Origin of the sequence: Streptomyces netropsis, assembly GCF_014203545.1 — a bacterium.
Classification (GTDB): domain Bacteria; phylum Actinomycetota; class Actinomycetes; order Streptomycetales; family Streptomycetaceae; genus Streptomyces; species Streptomyces netropsis.
The window spans coordinates 320,204-338,001 of record NZ_JACHJG010000006.1 but is presented as its reverse complement, the minus strand read 5'-3'; the positions used below and the strand labels follow the sequence as shown (position 1 = coordinate 338,001).

Below are 17,798 nucleotides of genomic sequence, written 5' to 3'. Positions count from 1 at the left end.
AACAGCGGCAGCCTTCCCACCCGCACCCCCCGCCCAATCCCCGCCGGGCCGCCCGGTCGGCATGCAGCCAACGCGCCGAACGCGTCCGCGGGGGGATTCAACGCCGGTGGCACGTACGACGGCGCCACACAGCGATCACTCCGGCAGCCTGGCACCGAACCCGGGCGACTCCGGCCTCGCCAGGGTGATGTGCGGGGACAGCGCACGGAGGAAGTCGGGCGCGTCGAAGATCTCTCCTGCGGAGACGACGCCGACCGCGCGGGTCCGCCCTGTGAGGATGCGGTCGACCGCTTCCACCACGAGTGGTGCGGTGACGGCGTAGATGTCCTGACCGCGGGCCACGGCGCGCCGTTCGGCGTCGCCCGAGCGCACGACGACGTCGACGAGGAAGGTCTGGGCGGAGCGCCCGCGCTCGTCGACCGCGGCCGGCGTCGGTGTGTCCGGGGCCGCGATGTCCCGGGCCGCCTCGACCGTCATGTAGGTGCGCACTTCGGGGATGGACAGATGGCTGGGTACGGTCACGACGTCGGCCATCGTGAACTCCCCGATGACGGTCCGGGGGCCCATCGGGTCGGGGAAGGGCCACTCCAGGGTCGGCGGGGCGTCGTGACGGTGCTCCAGCCGCCCGTTGCTGTAGCGGATGCGCCCACCGCCCCGCCGCTGCCGGGAGACCGCGCCCGCCGCGCGCGTCCCGGCGGTGGGGTGCCAGCTGCTCAGTCCGTACGCGATGTGTGCCTCGTCGGCTGCCGTCCAGTCGCCCATGGCCGCGGTGGTCAGCAGGTCGCCGAAACCGCCGAAGAAGGCCATCGCCGGGACGATCACCGCTCCCGCGTCCCGTGCCCGGTCGGTGAAGTGCGCGAAGGTGTCGATGTTGGCTTCGATCTCGGCGGCCACGTCCAGGTACGGGATCCCGGCCCGTAGGGCTGCCTCGATCACGGGGGCGGCCGTCGTGGCGAAGGGCCCGGCGCAGTTGATCACGGCCGCCGCGCCGGCCAGTGCGCGGTCGAGCGAGGCCGGGTCGTCAACCGACGCCGGGCGGCTGCCCAGACCGGTCTCGTACGCCAGCGCCTTCAGTTTGTCGGCGTCGCGCCCGGAGAGGACCGGGAGGAACCCACGCTCCCTCAGCTCCGCCACCACGAACCGCCCGGTGTGCCCGTACGCGCCGAACACCGCCACCGTCTGGCCCGATCCCATGGGTTCTCCCCTGTACTCGAATGATCCGCTGTGATCCGTCCCGGACATCCTGGCGAAGGGCGGCACCTCACCACGACTGTCCGGAACGCCATGCCCCGTACAATTTCGGACATGACTACCGTTGCGCTGGCCGTCACGGACGGCATGCTGCATTTCGAACTGGCTCTGGCGTGCGAGGTCTTCGGATCCGACATGACCGGCGTGGTGGATCCCTGGTACCGCTTCTCGGTCTGCGGGCCGAGCGCCGTGCGGCTCGGCCGCGTCCAGTTGGAGCCCGACCACGGACTCGACCGCCTCCCGTGCGCCGACACCGTGATCGTCCCGGGCTGGGCCGACGTCGACCAGGACCCGCCGGCCGAGCTGATCGAGGCGGTGCGCTCGGCCCACGAGGCGGGCGCACGCGTGGTCTCCCTCTGCACGGGCGCCTTCGTGCTGGCCGCCGCCGGCCTGCTGGACGGCAAGCGCGCGACCACGCACTGGGCGCACGCGCAGGAACTGGCCGAGCGCCACCCCGAGGTGACGGTGGACCCGGACGTCCTCTACGTGGACAACGGCAGCGTGCTCACCTCCGCCGGCAAGGCCGCCGCCATGGACCTGTGCCTGCACCTCGTCCGCCTCGACCACGGCTCGTCGATCGCCAACACGCTCGCCCGCCGCCTGGTCGTGCCGCCGCACCGGGACGGCGGCCAGGCCCAGTTCGTGACCACGCCGGTGCCCGCCCCGGACAACCACCCGCTCGCCGATCTCTTCCCCTGGGCGATGCAACGGTTGGACCATCCGCTCACCGTGGAGGACCTGGCCCGCCAGGCACGGATGAGCGCGCGCAACCTGGGCCGCCACTTCAGGTCGGTGACCGGCACCACCCCTTTGCAGTGGCTGCACTCCCAACGAATCCGCCATGCGCAGGAGTTGCTGGAGACCACCGACGACACCATCGACACCATCGCGGCAGCCACCGGCATGGGCACCGCCACGACGCTGCGCCGGCACTTCAATCGGACGGTCGGTGTGTCGCCGGACACCTACCGCCGCACCTTCCGCTCGCGGACCCGCCCGGGCCCGAACGACGGCGGGCAACACCACCGACGCGAGTCGTAAGGGCCGGGAAGCGGGCGACCTACGCCCTCGCCCGTCACTGGCTCCCGGTCCTACGTCCCAGGTGACCGGGAGGCGTCGTGCCGGCCTTGGTGGTCCGGCCGCCCAACCCGTCGTCATCCAGCGCCGTCCTTGGCCTGAGGCCGGTCGTCCGGCAGCGTCACCGGAGCCGGGCAGGCCCGGCTCGCCACTGTTGAGCCGGTCTCGAATCGTCGGGGAAAAAGATTCGGGCGGCGATGTCGAGAATTCGTGTCCGGCTCCGTCCCCGCAGTGAACGCGACCACAATGGTTCGCACCAGTACCGAGGAGAAGCACGATGGCCAAGTACTTGCTGCTCAAGCACTACCGCGGCGCCCCGGCTGCGGTGAACGACGTGCCGATGGACCAGTGGAGCCCGGAGGAGATCTCGGCGCATGTGCAGTACATGAACGACTTCGCGGCGCGGCTGGAGAAGACAGGCGAGTTCGTCGACGGTCAGGCGCTCGCCCCCGAGGGAGCGTGGGTCCGCTACGACGGTGAGGGGCGCCCGCCGGTCACCGACGGCCCGTTCGCGGAGACCAAGGACCTCATCGCCGGCTGGATGATCATCGACGTCGACAGTTACGAGCGCGCCGTCGAGCTGGCCGGGGAGCTGTCGGCCGCCCCTGGGGCGGGCGGCAAGCCGATCCACGAGTGGCTGGAGGTACGCCCGTTCCTGTCCGCGCCGCCCACCATCACGGAGTGACCTCATCGATGGACGAGGCCCTGCTCCGGAGCCTCACGCCGAGTGTGCTCGGCATCCTCGTCCGCCGCGGAGCCGATTTCGCGGCGGCCGAGGACGCCGTGCAGGACGCGCTGGTCGAGGCGGTCCGGGTCTGGCCGGCCGACCTTTCCCCAAGCTCTCGGCTGCGCTCGAGCAAGGGAGACCCCATTCGGGACCCGAAGGGCTGGCTGGTCACCGTGGCCTGGCGCAAGTTCCTCGACGCGACCCGGGCGGACACCGCCCGCCGTCGGCGTGAGGACCTGGTCGACGAGGAGCCGGCGCCAGGGCCCGCTCCCGCGGTGGACGACACGCTCCAGCTCTACTTCCTGTGCGCCCATCCCTCGCTGACGCCGTCCTCCGCGGTCGCGCTCACCCTGCGCGCCGTCGGCGGGCTGACCACCCGCCAGATCGCCCAGGCCTACCTGGTACCCGAGGCGACCATGGCGCAGCGCATCAGCCGGGCCAAGCGCACCGTCTCCGGTGTGCGGTTCGACCAGCCCGGCGACGTCGCCACCGTGCTGCGCGTCCTCTACCTGGTCTTCAACGAGGGCTACTCCGGCGACGTCGACCTCGCCGCCGAGGCCATCCGGCTCACCCGGCAGCTCGCGGCCGCGATCGACCACCCCGAGGTGGCGGGGCTGCTCGCCCTCATGCTGCTCCACCACGCCCGGCGCGCCGCCCGGACCGGGCCCGACGGCAGCCTGGTGCCGCTCGCCGAGCAGGACCGCGGCCGGTGGGACACCGGGTCGATCGCCGAGGGCGTCGGGATCCTGCAGGCGGCCCTCGCCCGCGACCGACTGGGCGAGTTCCAGGCCCAGGCCGCCATCGCGGCACTCCACGCGGACGCACCCACCGCGGAGGAGACCGACTGGGTGCAGATCGTCGAGTGGTACGACGAGCTCGCGCGCCTGACCGACAGCCCGGTCGTCCGGCTCAACCGCGCGGTGGCCGTCGGCGAGGCCGACGGACCGCGCGCCGGCCTGGCGGCACTCGCGGTGCTGGACGACTCACTGCCCCGCCACGCCGCGGTGGCGGCGTACCTCCACGAACGCGACGGCGACCTGGCGACGGCGGCACGGCTGTACGCCGAGGCAGCCCGAAAGGCACCCGACCTCGCCGAGCGCGACCACCTGACGCGCCAGGCCGCCCGGCTCAACGCCCGCCGGTGCGGCTGACGGGGCGCGCCCGAATTCCCGCGGCACTTGGCGGAGTTCGGCCCGCTGTCCGGGAACAGTAGTGCATTCAACTGGCTGAGAATGCCCCTGGTATATACCTGGCGCAGCGGGGAGGATCCCGGATGTTGGCAGACCTTCCAAGATTCGGGAGTTGCCCGTGAGTTCACGTCTGACACGTATCGCCATCGCTGCCGGAGCCGGCCTGCTGGTCCTGGCCTCCGGGAGCGCCACCGCACAGGCCCAGACGAAACCTGCGTCCGAGGCAGAAACCTGCCTGGTCAACGTCGACACCAATACCACCCGGTGCTTCGGCACCTTCCGTGAGGCCGTCGCCGCCTCCACGGAGGGGCGGATCACCGACGCCCCCCTGTCCGGCAAGGACGCCGCACGGGACCGGAAGCTGGTCGACAGACTCCGTGTGTCCTCCGCCGCGAGCGGGAAGCCGAGCACCGAGCTCGCCATCCTCTACGAGCACTGGAACTTCGGCGGCAAGTCGATCATTCTCAACGGCAACGCATGCCAGAGCGGCAACGGCCGTGACTACGTGGGCGAGTTCACCGACTGGGCGGACACGTTCAGCTCGGTCGTCCCCGTCGCCTGCTGGATCGAGCTCTGGGCAGATCCCCACCAGACCGGCACGCACCAGGAATACCGCGACTCCACGCCCTATGTGGGGGATGCCATGAACGACCGGGCGAGTTCGTACGCCCTCCTGTAGTCCGTAAGCCCCGCTCGGTACGGGTGGGCGGTGCCGCTGGTGGTGGAGCCGCCATGGCGCGCCACCGGCGGCACCGCCGCGTACGCCCGAGCGGTCTGCCCGGCGCGGGCGAGTGCCGTGTCAGCTCCAGGGGTTGGCCGGCTGGTCGTTGATGGCTGTCCAGAAGCGGGTGCCGGCGGGGACGTCGCCGTAGGCCCAATAGCTCCAGCCTCCCGAGTTCTCAAGGCCCGGGCCGTATCGGCCGTCGTGGAACTCGGCCATGCGCCAACCGGGGCCGAAGTTGTTCGCGCAGACTCCGTCGGCGACCGCGCGGCTGGTCAGACGGGTGCCGCGGATCGGGCCGGTGGCTGCGACCTCGCCGCGCGCCCAGCCCGCGTAGAAACCGGGTGTGATGCCTGCGGGGGCCGGGCGGCCGTCGATTCTCAGGCAGAGCACGGGCAGCGCCGTGGTCGTGGCGGTGTCGCCCTGATAGGGGTTGCTCAGTGGACCGCCGCCCACCTGGACCGTTCCGCTGGGGCCGTCCGCGAGCAGGGTCCAGGTCATGGCCTTCCCGTTGGCGTTCTCGGAGGGAGTCGCGGCTGCCGCAGCCGGGGTCATGATGCTCCCCGTCACGGCCAGCGCCGCAACACCGAGAGCGAGGGCTGTCTTCACCGAGCGCATGGTTTCTCCTCACCGATGTGACATGAGATGTATGGCGCGACGGTCGGGATTCTTCACGCTCTTCACAAGACATCCAAGGGGGGAACCGGACACCGCACCGGAGGGGGACGTGTGCAGCCTTGCCTATAGGTCGTTCGCCGACATATGTTGATCACATGAGTAACCGAGTGGTGCAGGAGCCCACGCTTCTGCTGCTGACGGCACTTGCGGATGCGCCCCGGCACGGGTACGCGATCATGCAGGAAGTCCAGATGATCAGTCAGGGCCGGGTGAAAATGCGCACCGGCACCCTGTACGGAGCCCTTGATCGCCTCCTCGGCCAAGGGCTGATCGAGGTCCACGAAGAAGCCGTCGTGGACGGCCGTGCGCGACGCACTTACGCCCTGACCAAGGGCGGTCGCGCTGTGCTGGCCGAGGAGGCGGAGCGGCTGGCCGCGACCGCCCGCGAAGCCGTACGCCGTCTGAACCTCGGGGGAGTGACGGCATGACCACCCCCGTGATGCGCCTGTATCCGGCCGAGTACCGCGCCCGGTACGGGCATGAGATCGCCGAGGTCTACCGGCAAGCCGTCGACGGCGCCGGACGGCTTGCCAGGTCGCGTGAGGCGGCGGACCTTGCCGCGCACGCCCTGCGCATGCGGCTGCACGTCTCCTCCGACCGTCGCGCCGGGCGGCTTTTCGCGGCGGCCGCACCGTTCGTCGTGGCCGTCCTCGCGGCCCATGCGGGGCTCGAACTCTTCAATCTCGCCGCGTTCTTGCTCGACACCCGAGGCGACGGCCCATATCTCGGAGCCGCCGACTGGGTCTTCGCCGGCGTGTGGACGGCTGTCCTGGCCGCCGCAGTGGCCGCGCTTGCGGGCCGGTGGCCTGCCGGCCGCTGGTGCCTGGCGGTCGTCCTGGTGGTATGTGCGTTGCTGGCAGCGACCATCGGCCGAGGAGGAGTTCTGGGGGCTCCTGGCGCCCTCGTGGTCCTCTCCGTGCTGTCGGCCGCGATTCTGGTCGGCTGTCCGCCGGACATGGCTCCCGACTGGCGAGTGCGCCGCATCGCGTTCGGCGCGGCCATCGCGATCTGGGCTCCGCTCAGCGCTCTCTGCGTCATGTGGCGGACGCTCTTCGCCGATTACGTGGGGATCGAACTGGCGCTCCTGGCGGAATCCAACATGTGGCCCTGCCTGATCCTCGCGATCTCCGCCTGCGCTGTCGCGCGGGGAGGAGGGAGTGCCCGGCTCGCGTTGGCGGCCATGGTCACGGCGGCGCTGCCGGTCGTCGCCTATGACGCCGCCATCACCGGGTATCACCCCGGCCAGGCTGTCGTGCCCGCGCTCTCCTTCCTCCTGACAGCTGCGGTTCTCTTTGCCCGCCGCTCCGTCCCGAACCGGACATCCCCCCAGCGGGGTTGACGACGTGTCCTTGCTCGCCTTCGGTGGAGGCCTGCCCTGGGCGGGCCAGGTCGTCACCTGCCCGTAGCCACCCTCGCGCCGTCACCGCCCCCCGTACCGGGTTGCCGCTCCGACACCGCCGCCCAGCGCCAGGGCCAGAGGCCGCTGCCCGATGGTGAGGCCCCATGCGGAAGGCGCATGCTCCCGCTAGGACAAGGTGCCGGTGACGACGGATGCCGCCTCCGCGATCAGTTTGTTGTCGTAGGTGGAGTCTTCCTTGGTGCGGTTGGACATGATCGCCATGACGATCGGGGCGGCGTCGGGGGGCCACACCACGGCGATGTCGTTGCGCGTGCCGTAGCCCTGGCCGGCTCCGGTCTTGTCGCCGACCACCCAGCCCTTGGGCACCCCGGCCCTGATGAGCTCGTTTCCGGTGGTGTTGGTCCGCAGCCACTTCGTGAGCCGGTCCTTCTCGCTCTTGCCGAGGACGTCTCCGAGAACGTACGCGCGCAGGTCCTTGGCCAGCGCCCGCGGCGTGCTGGTGTCCCGGGTCTCGCCCGGGGCCCATCGGTTCAGCTCGGGCTCGCGGCGCTCCATCCGGGTGTCGTCGTCGCCGATCTCTTCGAGTGCGGCGTCGAGCCCCTTGGGGCCGCCGAGGGCGTCGAACAGCAGATTGCCCGCGGTGTTGTCGCTGTAGCGGACGGCGGCGTCACACAGCTCGTCCAGGCTCATCCCGGTCTCGACGTGCTTTTCGGTCACGGGGGAGTAGTCGACCAGATCGTCCTTGGAGTACTTGACCACCCGGTCCATCCCGCTCGGCGCATACTTTCGCAGCACGGCGGCGGCGGCCAGCGCCTTGAACGTCGAGGCATGCGCGAACCGCTCACCATCGTTGTAGGCGACCTCGCGCCCGGTGCCGGTGTCGACGGCGTAGACGCCCAGCCGTGCGTCGAACTTGCGCTCCAGCTCCTTGAATTCGCGGGCGTACGGTTTCGTGGCCGCGCTCGGCCTCGTCGTCGCGGCGGACGGGGACGCCGAAGCCGGGGAACCGCCTTGGCCACAGGCGGTGAGCGGGACGAGGGCGAGCGCGGCAAGCGCACCGAGAACGGCGCGGCGGGCAAAGGTGTGCTGCATGGTCCAAACCTCCGAGGGCGCCCACAGGGCGCGACAGGGATGGGGGAGACGGCCCATCCCGGTGTGTGGTCATGACTGCCGGGACCAGCCTCGCCTTCGAGTGATCATGCGGTCCAATACGCTTGTGCGTCGTTCCATGCCGATCTGGCATAGAGTTCGGACTGTGGATCTTGTGGGGGCATGTCGCGCGTTCGTCAGCGTCAGCAAGCACGGCAGCTTCACCGTCGGAGCGTCCGCCGCCCGGATGTCCCAGCCGGTGGCCAGCCGTCGCGTCGCGGCGCTGGAGGAACGCTTCGGTGAGCATTTGTTCGAGCGCACCTCGCGGCGGGCCGTCCTCACCCCCTTCGGCCGGGACCTGCTGCCGGTGGCCAGGCAGCTCGTGCAGGCGGCGGACGTGCTGCTCCACGAGGCGGAAGCCGCCAAGAGCAAGCCGTGGCGGCTCGCGGTGCCCGGCATCTGCTCCACGGTCGACCTCGCGCGACTCGTCGCCGACGCCCGGGGGCACGGTGTCACGCTCGACCTCCGCGTCGCGGAGCCCGCGCAGCGCAGGGAACTCGTCCACGCGCAGCAGGTACGTGCCGCCTTGCTCGCGGTCCCGTCGGACGAGGCGGCGTGGTCCGTGCCGCTCGGGCTCGCCGCCGCGCAGGACACCGGCGTGAAGCGCGTCTACGTGGAGGCGCTGCGGGTCGGACGGGGCTCGCCCGACCCGGCTCGTCGTATCTGGCTCCAGCCGGAGGACGACGTACCGCACATCCGCGACCCGTTGGCGCGACTGCGCGACGCGGTCGGCCTGCGGCCCGCGCAGCTCGTCGCGGCGGCCGACCTGACGACCGCCGCGGCAGAGGTCCTCTGCACCGGTGACCTGCTGCTGTGCTCCCCCGCACAGGCCGAGGAACTCGCCCTCCGCTGGTGGCCCATCGGCGAGATCACGCTCAGCCGGGGGTACGCGCTCGCCGCCGCCGCGGACGGCAACCCCCAGCACATCGAAGGACGCCTGGGCGACGCCATCGCCCGCTGCCTCGGCGCGGACACCCTGAGGGGAACCGCGGGAAGGACGACGACGTGAACACCGAGGCACTGCTGAGTGACCTGCGCCGCCAGTTGCACGACGGCGGTCTGCGCGGCTGCCTGCTCGTACGGGACCTCCACACCGGGGACGAGCTGGGGATCGAACCGGACATCCCGCTGCCCTCCGCGTCCCTGGTCAAGGTTCCGCTCGCGCTGGCGACGGTGGAACGCATCCGACGGGGCGAACTCGACGGAGCGACGACGCTCGACGTGCAACCCGGGCGGATCAACACGCCCGGCCCCACCGGGCTGAGCCGCTTCCGCCACCCCGCCCGCATCGCCATCGACGACCTGCTCTACCTGAGCACCTGCGTGAGCGACGGAACGGCCGCCGACACGCTGTTCGACCTCACCCCGACCGCCCAGGTCGCCGGCATCCTCCACGAGTTCGACCTCCGTGGCATCACCGTCCGTCACACCGTCCACGAGCTGTCCGACACCCCCGCGGAACGCCTCGACGCCGCCGAAGCCCATCTCGCCCACGCCCTCGCCATCGACGCCGGCACCAGCGGCCGCGGACACCGGGTGCCCCAGCTCGACACCACGCGGGCCAGCACCGGCAGCGCACGTGCCTGGGTCGAACTGCTCCAAGCCCTGTGGACACCATCGAAGATCCACCCCACGGTGGCCGAGCGCGTACGCGGCCTCATGGCCCACAACCTGCTCCGGCACCGGCTCGCCCCGGACTTCAGCTCCGACGCCACCACCTGGTCCTCCAAGACCGGCACCCTCCTCAACCTCCGACACGAGATCGGCGTCGTCGAGCACTCCGACGGTCAGGCCTTCGCCATCGCCGTCCTCACCGAATCACTCGTCCCGGCCGACACCCAGCCGGGCGCCGAAGCCCTCATGGCGCACGTCGCCCGAGCCCTGCGTGACCACCTTCGGCACCTTTAGCCGCCGCAGCTCCTGCGGTCGGCGGCGCGACGCGAAGCCCCGCCGCGTACGGTGGCGGACATGAACGATCTTTCCGCCCCGTACGTCGAGGTCGACGGCCGTACCGTCGACGCCGATCCGCTGTTCCTCGCGCTGATGGGCGGCTACGGCCACATGACCGCCATGCAGGTCAGGGAGGGCCGGGTACGCGGGCTGGGCCTCCACCTCACCCGGCTGGACACAGCCACCGAGGAGCTCTTCGGCGAGGGGCTGGACGGCGCGGCGGTCCGGGGCCGGATCCGGCAGGCCCTGGGCGAGGCAGGGGTGCGCGACGCTTCGGTCCGGGTCTACGTGTACGAGCCGGAACCCGGCGGCGGCACCGTGACAGCGGTGATCCTGCGGCCCCCCGCCCCCGAGCCCGGCCCGCAGAGCCTGCGCAGCGTCCCGTACGTGCGGCCCACCGCCCACCTCAAGCACGTGGGCGTCTTCGGGCAGGCGTACCACCTCAGGCGGGTGAAGGCCGAGGGATTCGACGAGGCACTGCTGGTGGAGCCCGACGGCACCGTGGCCGAGGGAGCCATCACCAACGTGGGCTTCATCGAAGGGGACACGGTGATCTGGCCCGCCGCCCCCGCCCTGGACGGCATCACGATGCTGGTGCTCCAACGGGAGATGGACCGGGCGGGCCTGCCGTGGCGGCGGCGCGGGATCCGGCTCGACGAAGTGGCGCGCTTCGACGCCGCGTTCGTCTGCAACTCCCTGGGGATCTCCCCGGTCACACGGATCGACGACGTGCGGTTCCCGCTGGACGCGGAGCCCGTCGGGGCGCTGCGGCAGCTGTACGCGGCCGCGCCGTGGGATGTGATCTGACCGCGGTCACGGCATGAGGCTGCCCGGGGCCCACCCTCACCGCTAGCATCCGCACATGGATGCGAACACCGGCTTCGACCCGTGGTCCCGCCGGTTCGTCGCCGACCCCTACCCGGGGTACGCGCGGCTGCGGACCGCCGGACGGGTGCACTGGTTCGAGCCGAGCCGTCAGTGGCTGGTGCCGCACTATGAGGACGTCCGGGCGCTGCTCCGCGACCGGCGGCTGGGCCGGACGTATCTCCACCGTTTCTCCCACGAGGAGTTCGGGCGCACCGCTCCGCCGGCGGCCCACGAGCCGTTCCACGTCCTCAACGGCAACGGCCTGCTGGACCTCGAACCGCCCGACCACACGCGCATCCGGCGCCTGGTGTCGAAGGCGTTCACTCCGCGCACGGTCGAGGACCTGATGCCGGTCGTGGCGCGGCTGGCGGGCGGGCTGGTGGACGAGCTGCTCGCCGAGGGCGGCGGAGATCTCATCAGCGCGGTCGCCGAGCCGCTGCCGGTGGCCGTCATCGCGGAGATGCTGGGCATCCCCGAGGCCGACCGGAAACTGCTGCGGCCCTGGTCGGCGGCGATCTGCGGGATGTACGAGCTCAACCCGGACGAGGAGAAGGCGCGGAACGCCGTCCGCGCCTCCCTCGACTTCTCCGCCTACCTCCGGCAGCTGATCGCCGATCGTCGCGCCCGCCCCGGCGACGACCTGATCACCGCGCTCGTCCACGCGCACGACGAAGGCGACCGGCTCACCGAGCAGGAAATGGTCTCGACCTGCGTCCTGTTGCTCAACGCGGGCCACGAGGCCACCGTCAACACCACGGGCAACGGCTGGTGGGCGCTCTTCCGCCACCCGGACCAGCTCGCCGCCCTGCGCGCGGACCCCGGGCTCCTGCCGGCAGCGGTCGAGGAGCTCATGCGCTACGACACCCCGTTGCAGCTCTTCGAACGGTGGGTGCTGGAGGACATCGAGATCGCCGGCACGGTCATTCCACGCGGCAGCGAGGTGGCCCTCCTCTTCGGCTCGGCCAACCGCGACCCCGCCCGCTTCCCCGACCCGGATCGCCTGGACGTCACCCGCGCGGACAACCCCCACCTCAGCCTGGGCGCGGGCATCCACTACTGCCTGGGCGCGCCGCTCGCCCGCCTGGAACTCGTCGCCTCCTTTGGTGAACTGCTGCGGCGGGCGCCCCGGCTGCGGCTCACGACGGAACCGGAGTGGAAGCCGGGCTTTGTGATCCGGGGGCTGCGGGAGCTTCTCGTCGCGTGCTGACGTCACTCCGTTCGTGCTTTCCGACAGCGTGACCGCGCACAGGGGCGTGTGCGAGTCACCTGTCCGGCCGGTGTCGGGCGCGGCTCGTCGTTCGCCGACTCGTGCGATGCGGTCGCGGTCCGGATCATGGCAGTGTGGACGGGAACCGGGTTTTCGGTGGGGCCGAGCCGGTGGACGCGCTCGAGGCGGCGCCGACGGCCCGGACGGCGGTGGCGTGGCTGCCGCCGCGGGGGCTCTGGCCGGCGATCCAGGACATCCGCTGGGAGCATGATCCGCAGGTACGGCGGTGGCCGCCGCATGTGAACCTGCTGTTCGGCTTCGTACCGGAGGAGGAATTCGCGCGGGCCGTGCCGCTGCTGTCCGCCGGGGCGGCGGAGAGCGCGGCGTTCACGGCGCGTCTGGCGGGTGTGCGGTACTTCCGGCACCGGAACGGCGCGACGGTGTGGCTCGATCCGGCTGCGGCGGGCCTGGCACCATGGGCCCGTCTTCACCGGGAGCTGGGGCTGCGGTTCCCGCTCTGCCGCGGGCGCGGCGGCCCCTTCACCCCGCATCTGTCCCTCGGCCGCACCCGGGAACCGCAGCGCCTGGCCGCCGAGTGCGGAGCCCGGCTCGGCTCACTGCCGGCCGTGGTCGAGGAGGTGGTCCTGCTCTCCCGGCGAGGCGAGGAGCCCATGCGGCCCCGGGCCGTAATCACGCTGGGCACGGGTGAGGTCCACCGCCTGCCGGAGTACTAGGGGATGGCGACGAGTTCACCTACCTCCCGGCGGCTTGCGGGGTCATAGGTTACGGCCACGCGTCCCCGGGCGGCAGGGGTGTCGTCGGCACCCTGGCGGCGGGCAGCCTGATGGGGGGAACATCGGCGCGGCGGGTCGAGCGGTGGGAGGCGGCCCGGGAGGCGGATGGCGGATACCCGGGCAGAGCCGTGGTCCCTTGCTCGTGGCGAAGCTCGGATGGAGCTGTGCGGCGGAGTGTGGATGATGCGTGTGGTGGTCCTGGGTGAGTTTCGGGCAGACAGGCTGGTTCCGCTGTTCGAGCAGCGTGGTGCCGATGTGGCCGTACTGGCGTTCGTGGGGCTGGAAGCGTTCCTCGGCCCTGGCGTGGAGTGCGGGATGCTGCCGACCGAGCTGAGTGAGTGTGCCCTGCTACGGCTGCTCGACGCCTACGGCGCTGACGTCGCCGTCCCCAACCTCGGGTGCCCCGGGCAGGAGCAATTCCTTCCGGTCTACGCGCGCGCCGCTCCTCGGGTGTGGGCAGCGGGGCGGCGCATGCCGGTGCACTCGGAAGGCTTCGCGACACTGGCCAGTGACAAGGTGGTACTGCACCGGGTTGCGCAGGAGCGGGGCTGGCCCGTACCCCGTGGTGTGGTGTGTGTGACGGCGCGGGAAGTGCGGGAAGCGGGCCGGGGGCTCGGGCTGCCGGTGCTGGTCAAGGAGGCCCGCAGTGAGTTCCATGCCGGGCGGCACTATGTGCGGGACGGTGACCACCTCGGACGGGTATCCGGTGAAGTGACCTGTCCGGTTCTGGTCCAGCAGGCGGTGGAAGGAGACGAGTACGCGATCGAGTTCCTCTCCGGCAGCCCGCACACGGTCGCTTGGCCGGTGGCTTCCCTGGGCCGGCTCGACAGTGCCTGCGCCCCGGGCACGCGGGTCCGGGTCGCGCCCGCGGCGCTCCCCACCCGGGCACAGGCCGAGCTGACCGCCACGGTCGCGGACATGGTGAAGACCTTCCGTCCATGGGGTCCGTGGCAAATGGACTTCGCCGTCACCGATGACGGCCGGCTCCAGCTGATCGAGGTGAACGGCCGACTGGGTGGTGTGTCGAACATGAGCTGGGCCAGTACGGGCCTGGATCCGCATGCGGTGCATGCGGAGGCAGCGTTCGGCCGCCGGCCCCCGAGCCCGCAGGCCGGGCGGGTGGCGCTCGAACTTCCGGTGAGGAACGACATGGTGCTGCCGCCGGCGCCGTCCGGGACCGAGCTGATGTGCTTTCCCGGGAACCCGGCCAACCGCGGCCCCTGTATCGGCGGGTTCCAGAGAGCGGTGCTGGGTGTGCCGACGGACCGGGCAGGCGTCGTGCGCGAGTGGCTGCCGACCCTGCCGCCGGGCGTACTGCTGAACAGCCCGGACGAGGCGGCTGCGCAACTCTCGCGCGGCGTTCACGCACTGCGGCAGGGAACCCCTCTCGTCGGCTGGTAGGTGCCGTTGGCCCCTGGGGAGGTCCTGCTCGGCGTGTTGCCTGACCGAGGTGGTCATGCAAGGAGGTTGGTGATGAGCTTGCGCACCCTGCCCTGTGCGACGGGCAGGACCCCGTGAACGAGCTGGGTGCCGTAGACAACGGTGGTTCCGGGCGGTGGGGTACAGGTCCAGCGGGTGTGCGCAATGTCGCTGAGGTTCACCGGGCCGCTGCGGGCGGTGATCTCGTGGACGAAACGCGTGCCGGGCGCGTAGTCGCTTCCGACGGTTGCGGTGACGTCGTTCCACAAGGCGCCATCCGCAGAGGTGTCGAGGTAGAACTCGCCGCCGCTCTCGGCGTCCTGGAGGTTGAAGGCGACCCGGGCGATCCTCTGTGGACGGGCCTGTGGGTCGCCTACGCCATGCACGTGGGGGCGGATCTTGTCGCCGGGTTTGAGGTCGTGGTAGAGCCACGGGTCGGTGCCCGTGGCGGAGGGGAATACCCGGTGGAGGACCGGGAGCGCACGCCGCATGGCGCTGTCCAGGATGGCCTGGGCCGGCTCGGGCGGGGTCATGCCTTCGCTGGGGCGCGCCGGGATCCAGCCGGTGGCGGCGAGGTGCTCGTCCAGGACCTTGATCAGCTGGGCGGTCTCCTCGCCGGTGAGGAAGCCCTCGATGGTCTGCACGGCCAGGGTCTCGGTCATGTGAATCACGAACGGGCTCCTCTCGCGGCACACAAGAATCGGCCACCCCATTGCAGTGCACGGCCGCGACGCTGCCAAGCTCTCCAACCGGCCATTGCGGCCTTCCGGAACGTTCGGGCCCCGGGGTGCCGCGACGGCGGAAAGAGATGGCTTGACGGCGTGCTCGCCCGCGTCAAAAGGTGGGGGAGTGACGTACCTGGGAAGAGCCGGGAACACCGAGGTGCTCGTGGTCGGTGCGGGTCCGGCCGGGCTGTTGGTCGCCTGCGAGCTGGCGCTTGCCGGCGTGCGGACGCGGATCGTCGAGAAACGCGTCGAGCCCCATCGGGAGTCACGGGCGCTGAACCTGCACCCCCGCAGCATCGAGCTGATGGACATGCGGGGCTTGGCCGAACGGTTCCTCGCCGAAGGCCGGACCGTGCCCGGCTGGCAGTTCACCGCGAGCCTCAAGCAGCACCTCGACTTCACCGTGCTCGATTCCCGGCACCCCTATGCCCTGCTGATCGCCCAGTCCCGCACCGAGGCCCTGCTCGCCCGACGGGCCGGGGAACTGGGAGTGCGGATCCATCGGGGGTACGAGGCCGTCGCCCTGCGCCAGGGTGCGGACAGTGCCGAAGTGGACCTGACCGGCCCGAGCGGCCCGGCCACTGTTCGGGCCCGGTACGTGGTCGGCTGTGACGGCGGGCGCAGCTTCATCCGGCAGGCGGTCGGCATCGGGTTTCCGGGAACGCGGGAGTCGATGACCGCGGTGGTGGGCGACTTCGCCGTCGCCGACCACGCGGACATCGACCGTGCCCGCCGGCACGGTGTGCTCGTCGCACGGCTGGAGGCCGGCCTGACCCGGTTCGTGGTCATGGACCCCCGGAGGATCCGGGTGCCCTCCACGGAGCCGGTCACGCTGGAAGAGTTCCGTACCTCGCTGATACGGGTGTGCGGAACGGACTGCGCGATCGACGAGCCGCGGTGGCTGTCACGGTTCGGCAATACCACCCGCCTTGCCGAGGCCTACCGCCGCGGCCGGGTCCTCCTGGCCGGTGACGCCGCGCACATCCACTTCCCCGTCGGGGCGCAGGGTCTCAACACCGGGCTGCAGGACGCGATGAACCTCGGCTGGAAGCTGGCTGCCGAGGTCCGCGGGTGGGCGTCACCCACACTCTTGGACAGCTACCACACCGAGCGTCACGCTGTGGGGCATGCCGTCACCACCGGCACCCGGGCCCAGACGTTACTGGTGGAACTGCCTCTCACCGAGCAGTACGGACGTCCCGCCCGCATCCTGTGCGAACTGCTCGACACCTTCCTGGGCATGGAGGAGGCCAATCGCTACGTGGCCGACCGGATCTCCGCACTCGACACGGCCTACCCGCCCTTTCCCCCCTCATGCGGCGCCGATCCCCTCACCGGCCGGCGCATGCCGGACATCAGCCTCACCACCACCGTGTCAGAACCCACTCACCTGTACGAGCTCCTGCACGACGGCCGCTTCGTTCTGCTGAACCTGAACGGCAACGACGAAACCCGTCAGCAGGCGGCCGGTGTCCCGAGCCGGCCCGGCCGTATCCGTGTGCTCTCCGCCTGCCCGCGCGACACCCGTCCGGACCTGGATGGCGTGACAGAGGTCCTCGTCCGCCCCGACGGCCACATCGCGTGGGCCACCCGAACCACCGACGCCCACGCCCGCCAGGCCGAACGGAACCGAGCACTGAGCACCTGGGCCGGAGCACAGGATCGATAGACGCAACATCGCGCGGCACGGCGGGAGCGGCTACCGGCACGAGTGTTGGCTTCCCGCCAAGTTGCCGGGGCGTCGTTCGGCGACTCCCTTTCCCCATGCGGGGTCGGTAGCCTGCGGCGTGGCCGGAGCCCGTTCGACGGGCACCGGAGCGCACGGCATGTACGGCTCGTGACCCATGCACTCGCGTCGAACGACGGAGGGGACACATGAAGTCGCACTATCGCCTGCCGGGAATCCTGGCGGCCGCCGCAGCAACGCTCGTCACTTCGGGGATCGCCGACGCCTCGGCCTCGGCCCCGGACAGCAAGCCCGGCCCGAGCGGTGCCACCGCCTACGGCTGGGTCCGCAACGCCAACAGCGCCCACTGCCTGGCCGTTCCCGGTGGCAGCACCGAGAACGGCATCGGGCTGATCCAGTGGGGCTGTGGCAGCTGGCGGGACCACTACTGGCAGTTCGAGTACGCCTTCAACAGTGGAGGCCGCAACTACTACCGCTTGAGAAACCTCAACAGCCAGCAGTGCCTCGCCGTACCGGGCGCCAGCACGACACCGGGCACCCAGGTCATCCAGTGGCCCTGCGGGACCTGGAAGGACCACTACTGGGGCATCGAGTACACCAACCGGGGCACGCGACTGGTGAACTGGAACAGCGGCCAGTGCCTGGCCATCCCCGGCGCCAGCCGCGTCCAGGGTGAGAAGGCCATCCAGTGGCCCTGCGGCACCTGGGCGGACCACTACTGGAACATCTGAGTTTCCGTACCCGGCCCTGTACTTCAGGTTCACGGCCAAAGGCGTGCCCGGCGGATCCGCTTCGCCGGGCACGCCCGTGCGCGCCGGAATGTGACGACGCCGTCCCGGCCTCCCCGGCCGTCCCGGCGCGACAGCGCCTTGGACCGGTGGATGTCCTCGGTGTGCACGAGGGGGGGGGGGGGGGGGGGGGGGGGGGGGGGGGGGGGGGGGGCGGGGGCGGGGGGGGGGGGGGGGGGGGGGGGGGGGGGGGGGGGGGGGCCCCGCA

The 17,798-nt window shown here is 71.3% G+C and carries 18 protein-coding genes; 14 read left to right on the top strand and 4 right to left on the bottom strand.

Going from position 1 to position 17,798, the window contains the following annotated elements; translation table 11 throughout:
* Positions 1 to 135 precede the first annotated feature (135 nt).
* The gene (locus FHS38_RS17090; protein ID WP_184734426.1) at positions 136 to 1,194 is read right to left on the bottom strand and encodes a saccharopine dehydrogenase family protein; all 1,059 of its coding nucleotides are present in this window, start codon (positions 1,192 to 1,194) and stop codon (positions 136 to 138) included.
* Positions 1,195 to 1,305: 111 nt separating this feature from the next.
* On the opposite strand from FHS38_RS17090, the gene FHS38_RS17085 reads away from it, so the two are divergent.
* From FHS38_RS17085 to FHS38_RS17070, 4 genes are all read left to right on the top strand, one after another.
* A complete protein-coding gene (locus FHS38_RS17085; RefSeq protein WP_184734425.1) occupies positions 1,306 to 2,292 on the top strand; it encodes a helix-turn-helix domain-containing protein in 987 nt (328 codons plus the stop codon).
* 313 nt (positions 2,293 to 2,605) lie between these two features.
* Positions 2,606 to 3,013, top strand: a complete 408-nt coding sequence (locus FHS38_RS17080) for a YciI family protein (protein WP_184734424.1) — start codon at positions 2,606 to 2,608, stop codon at positions 3,011 to 3,013.
* 8 nt (positions 3,014 to 3,021) lie between these two features.
* Complete coding sequence (locus FHS38_RS17075; RefSeq protein ID WP_184734508.1) at positions 3,022 to 4,206, top strand: RNA polymerase sigma factor; 1,185 nt, start codon at positions 3,022 to 3,024, stop codon at positions 4,204 to 4,206.
* Positions 4,207 to 4,363: 157 nt separating this feature from the next.
* Positions 4,364 to 4,924 carry a beta/gamma crystallin family protein gene (locus tag FHS38_RS17070; protein ID WP_184734423.1) on the top strand — a complete coding sequence of 187 codons (561 nt, stop codon included), beginning with the start codon at positions 4,364 to 4,366 and terminating at the stop codon, positions 4,922 to 4,924.
* A 120-nt stretch (positions 4,925 to 5,044) separates the two neighbouring features.
* On the opposite strand, the gene FHS38_RS17065 is transcribed toward FHS38_RS17070, so the two are convergent.
* On the bottom strand, positions 5,045 to 5,584 hold the full coding sequence (locus FHS38_RS17065; RefSeq protein WP_184734422.1) for a flagellar hook-length control protein: 540 nt from the start codon (positions 5,582 to 5,584) through the stop codon (positions 5,045 to 5,047).
* A 155-nt stretch (positions 5,585 to 5,739) separates the two neighbouring features.
* Here FHS38_RS17065 and FHS38_RS17060 point away from each other — a divergent pair, with 155 nt between their 5' ends.
* Both FHS38_RS17060 and FHS38_RS17055 read left to right on the top strand, forming a co-directional pair.
* On the top strand, positions 5,740 to 6,072 hold the full coding sequence (locus tag FHS38_RS17060) for a PadR family transcriptional regulator (protein WP_184734421.1): 333 nt from the start codon (positions 5,740 to 5,742) through the stop codon (positions 6,070 to 6,072).
* Positions 6,069 to 6,983 carry a hypothetical protein gene (locus FHS38_RS17055; protein WP_184734420.1) on the top strand — a complete coding sequence of 305 codons (915 nt, stop codon included), beginning with the start codon at positions 6,069 to 6,071 and terminating at the stop codon, positions 6,981 to 6,983. The genes FHS38_RS17060 and FHS38_RS17055 overlap by 4 nt, the downstream gene beginning before the upstream one ends.
* Positions 6,984 to 7,169: 186 nt before the next feature.
* Here the strand turns inward: FHS38_RS17055 and bla are convergent, their stop codons facing one another.
* Entirely contained in the window at positions 7,170 to 8,096 is a 927-nt protein-coding gene (bla, locus tag FHS38_RS17050; protein WP_184734419.1) for a class A beta-lactamase, read from the bottom strand.
* 163 nt (positions 8,097 to 8,259) lie between these two features.
* Here bla and FHS38_RS17045 point away from each other — a divergent pair, with 163 nt between their 5' ends.
* The 6 genes from FHS38_RS17045 (at position 8,260) to FHS38_RS17020 (ending at position 14,372) form a co-directional block, all read left to right on the top strand.
* On the top strand, positions 8,260 to 9,162 hold the full coding sequence (locus FHS38_RS17045; RefSeq protein WP_229821992.1) for a LysR family transcriptional regulator: 903 nt from the start codon (positions 8,260 to 8,262) through the stop codon (positions 9,160 to 9,162).
* Positions 9,159 to 10,061 carry a serine hydrolase gene (locus tag FHS38_RS17040; protein WP_184734417.1) on the top strand — a complete coding sequence of 301 codons (903 nt, stop codon included), beginning with the start codon at positions 9,159 to 9,161 and terminating at the stop codon, positions 10,059 to 10,061. The genes FHS38_RS17045 and FHS38_RS17040 overlap by 4 nt, the downstream gene beginning before the upstream one ends.
* A 60-nt stretch (positions 10,062 to 10,121) precedes the next feature.
* Positions 10,122 to 10,910, top strand: coding sequence for an aminotransferase class IV (locus FHS38_RS17035; protein WP_184734416.1), 789 nt, complete (start codon positions 10,122 to 10,124; stop codon positions 10,908 to 10,910).
* Between the two features lie 55 nt (positions 10,911 to 10,965).
* Positions 10,966 to 12,177, top strand: a complete 1,212-nt coding sequence (locus FHS38_RS17030) for a cytochrome P450 (RefSeq protein ID WP_184734415.1) — start codon at positions 10,966 to 10,968, stop codon at positions 12,175 to 12,177.
* Positions 12,178 to 12,311: 134 nt separating this feature from the next.
* Positions 12,312 to 12,911, top strand: a complete 600-nt coding sequence (locus FHS38_RS17025) for a 2'-5' RNA ligase family protein (protein ID WP_184734414.1) — start codon at positions 12,312 to 12,314, stop codon at positions 12,909 to 12,911.
* A gap of 240 nt (positions 12,912 to 13,151) precedes the next feature.
* Positions 13,152 to 14,372: an ATP-grasp domain-containing protein gene (locus FHS38_RS17020; RefSeq protein WP_184734413.1), complete on the top strand. Its 1,221-nt coding sequence runs from the start codon at positions 13,152 to 13,154 to the stop codon at positions 14,370 to 14,372.
* Positions 14,373 to 14,425: 53 nt separating this feature from the next.
* On the opposite strand, the gene FHS38_RS17015 is transcribed toward FHS38_RS17020, so the two are convergent.
* Complete coding sequence (locus tag FHS38_RS17015) at positions 14,426 to 15,061, bottom strand: hypothetical protein (protein WP_184734412.1); 636 nt, start codon at positions 15,059 to 15,061, stop codon at positions 14,426 to 14,428.
* A 178-nt stretch (positions 15,062 to 15,239) separates the two neighbouring features.
* On the opposite strand from FHS38_RS17015, the gene FHS38_RS17010 reads away from it, so the two are divergent.
* Together FHS38_RS17010 and FHS38_RS17005 are read left to right on the top strand one after the other, a co-directional pair.
* On the top strand, positions 15,240 to 16,784 hold the full coding sequence (locus FHS38_RS17010) for an FAD-dependent monooxygenase (protein WP_229821991.1): 1,545 nt from the start codon (positions 15,240 to 15,242) through the stop codon (positions 16,782 to 16,784).
* Positions 16,785 to 16,990: 206 nt separating this feature from the next.
* Positions 16,991 to 17,533 (top strand): RICIN domain-containing protein, encoded by a 543-nt coding sequence (locus tag FHS38_RS17005; protein ID WP_184734411.1) that lies wholly within the window; start codon positions 16,991 to 16,993, stop codon positions 17,531 to 17,533.
* Positions 17,534 to 17,798 lie beyond the last annotated feature (265 nt).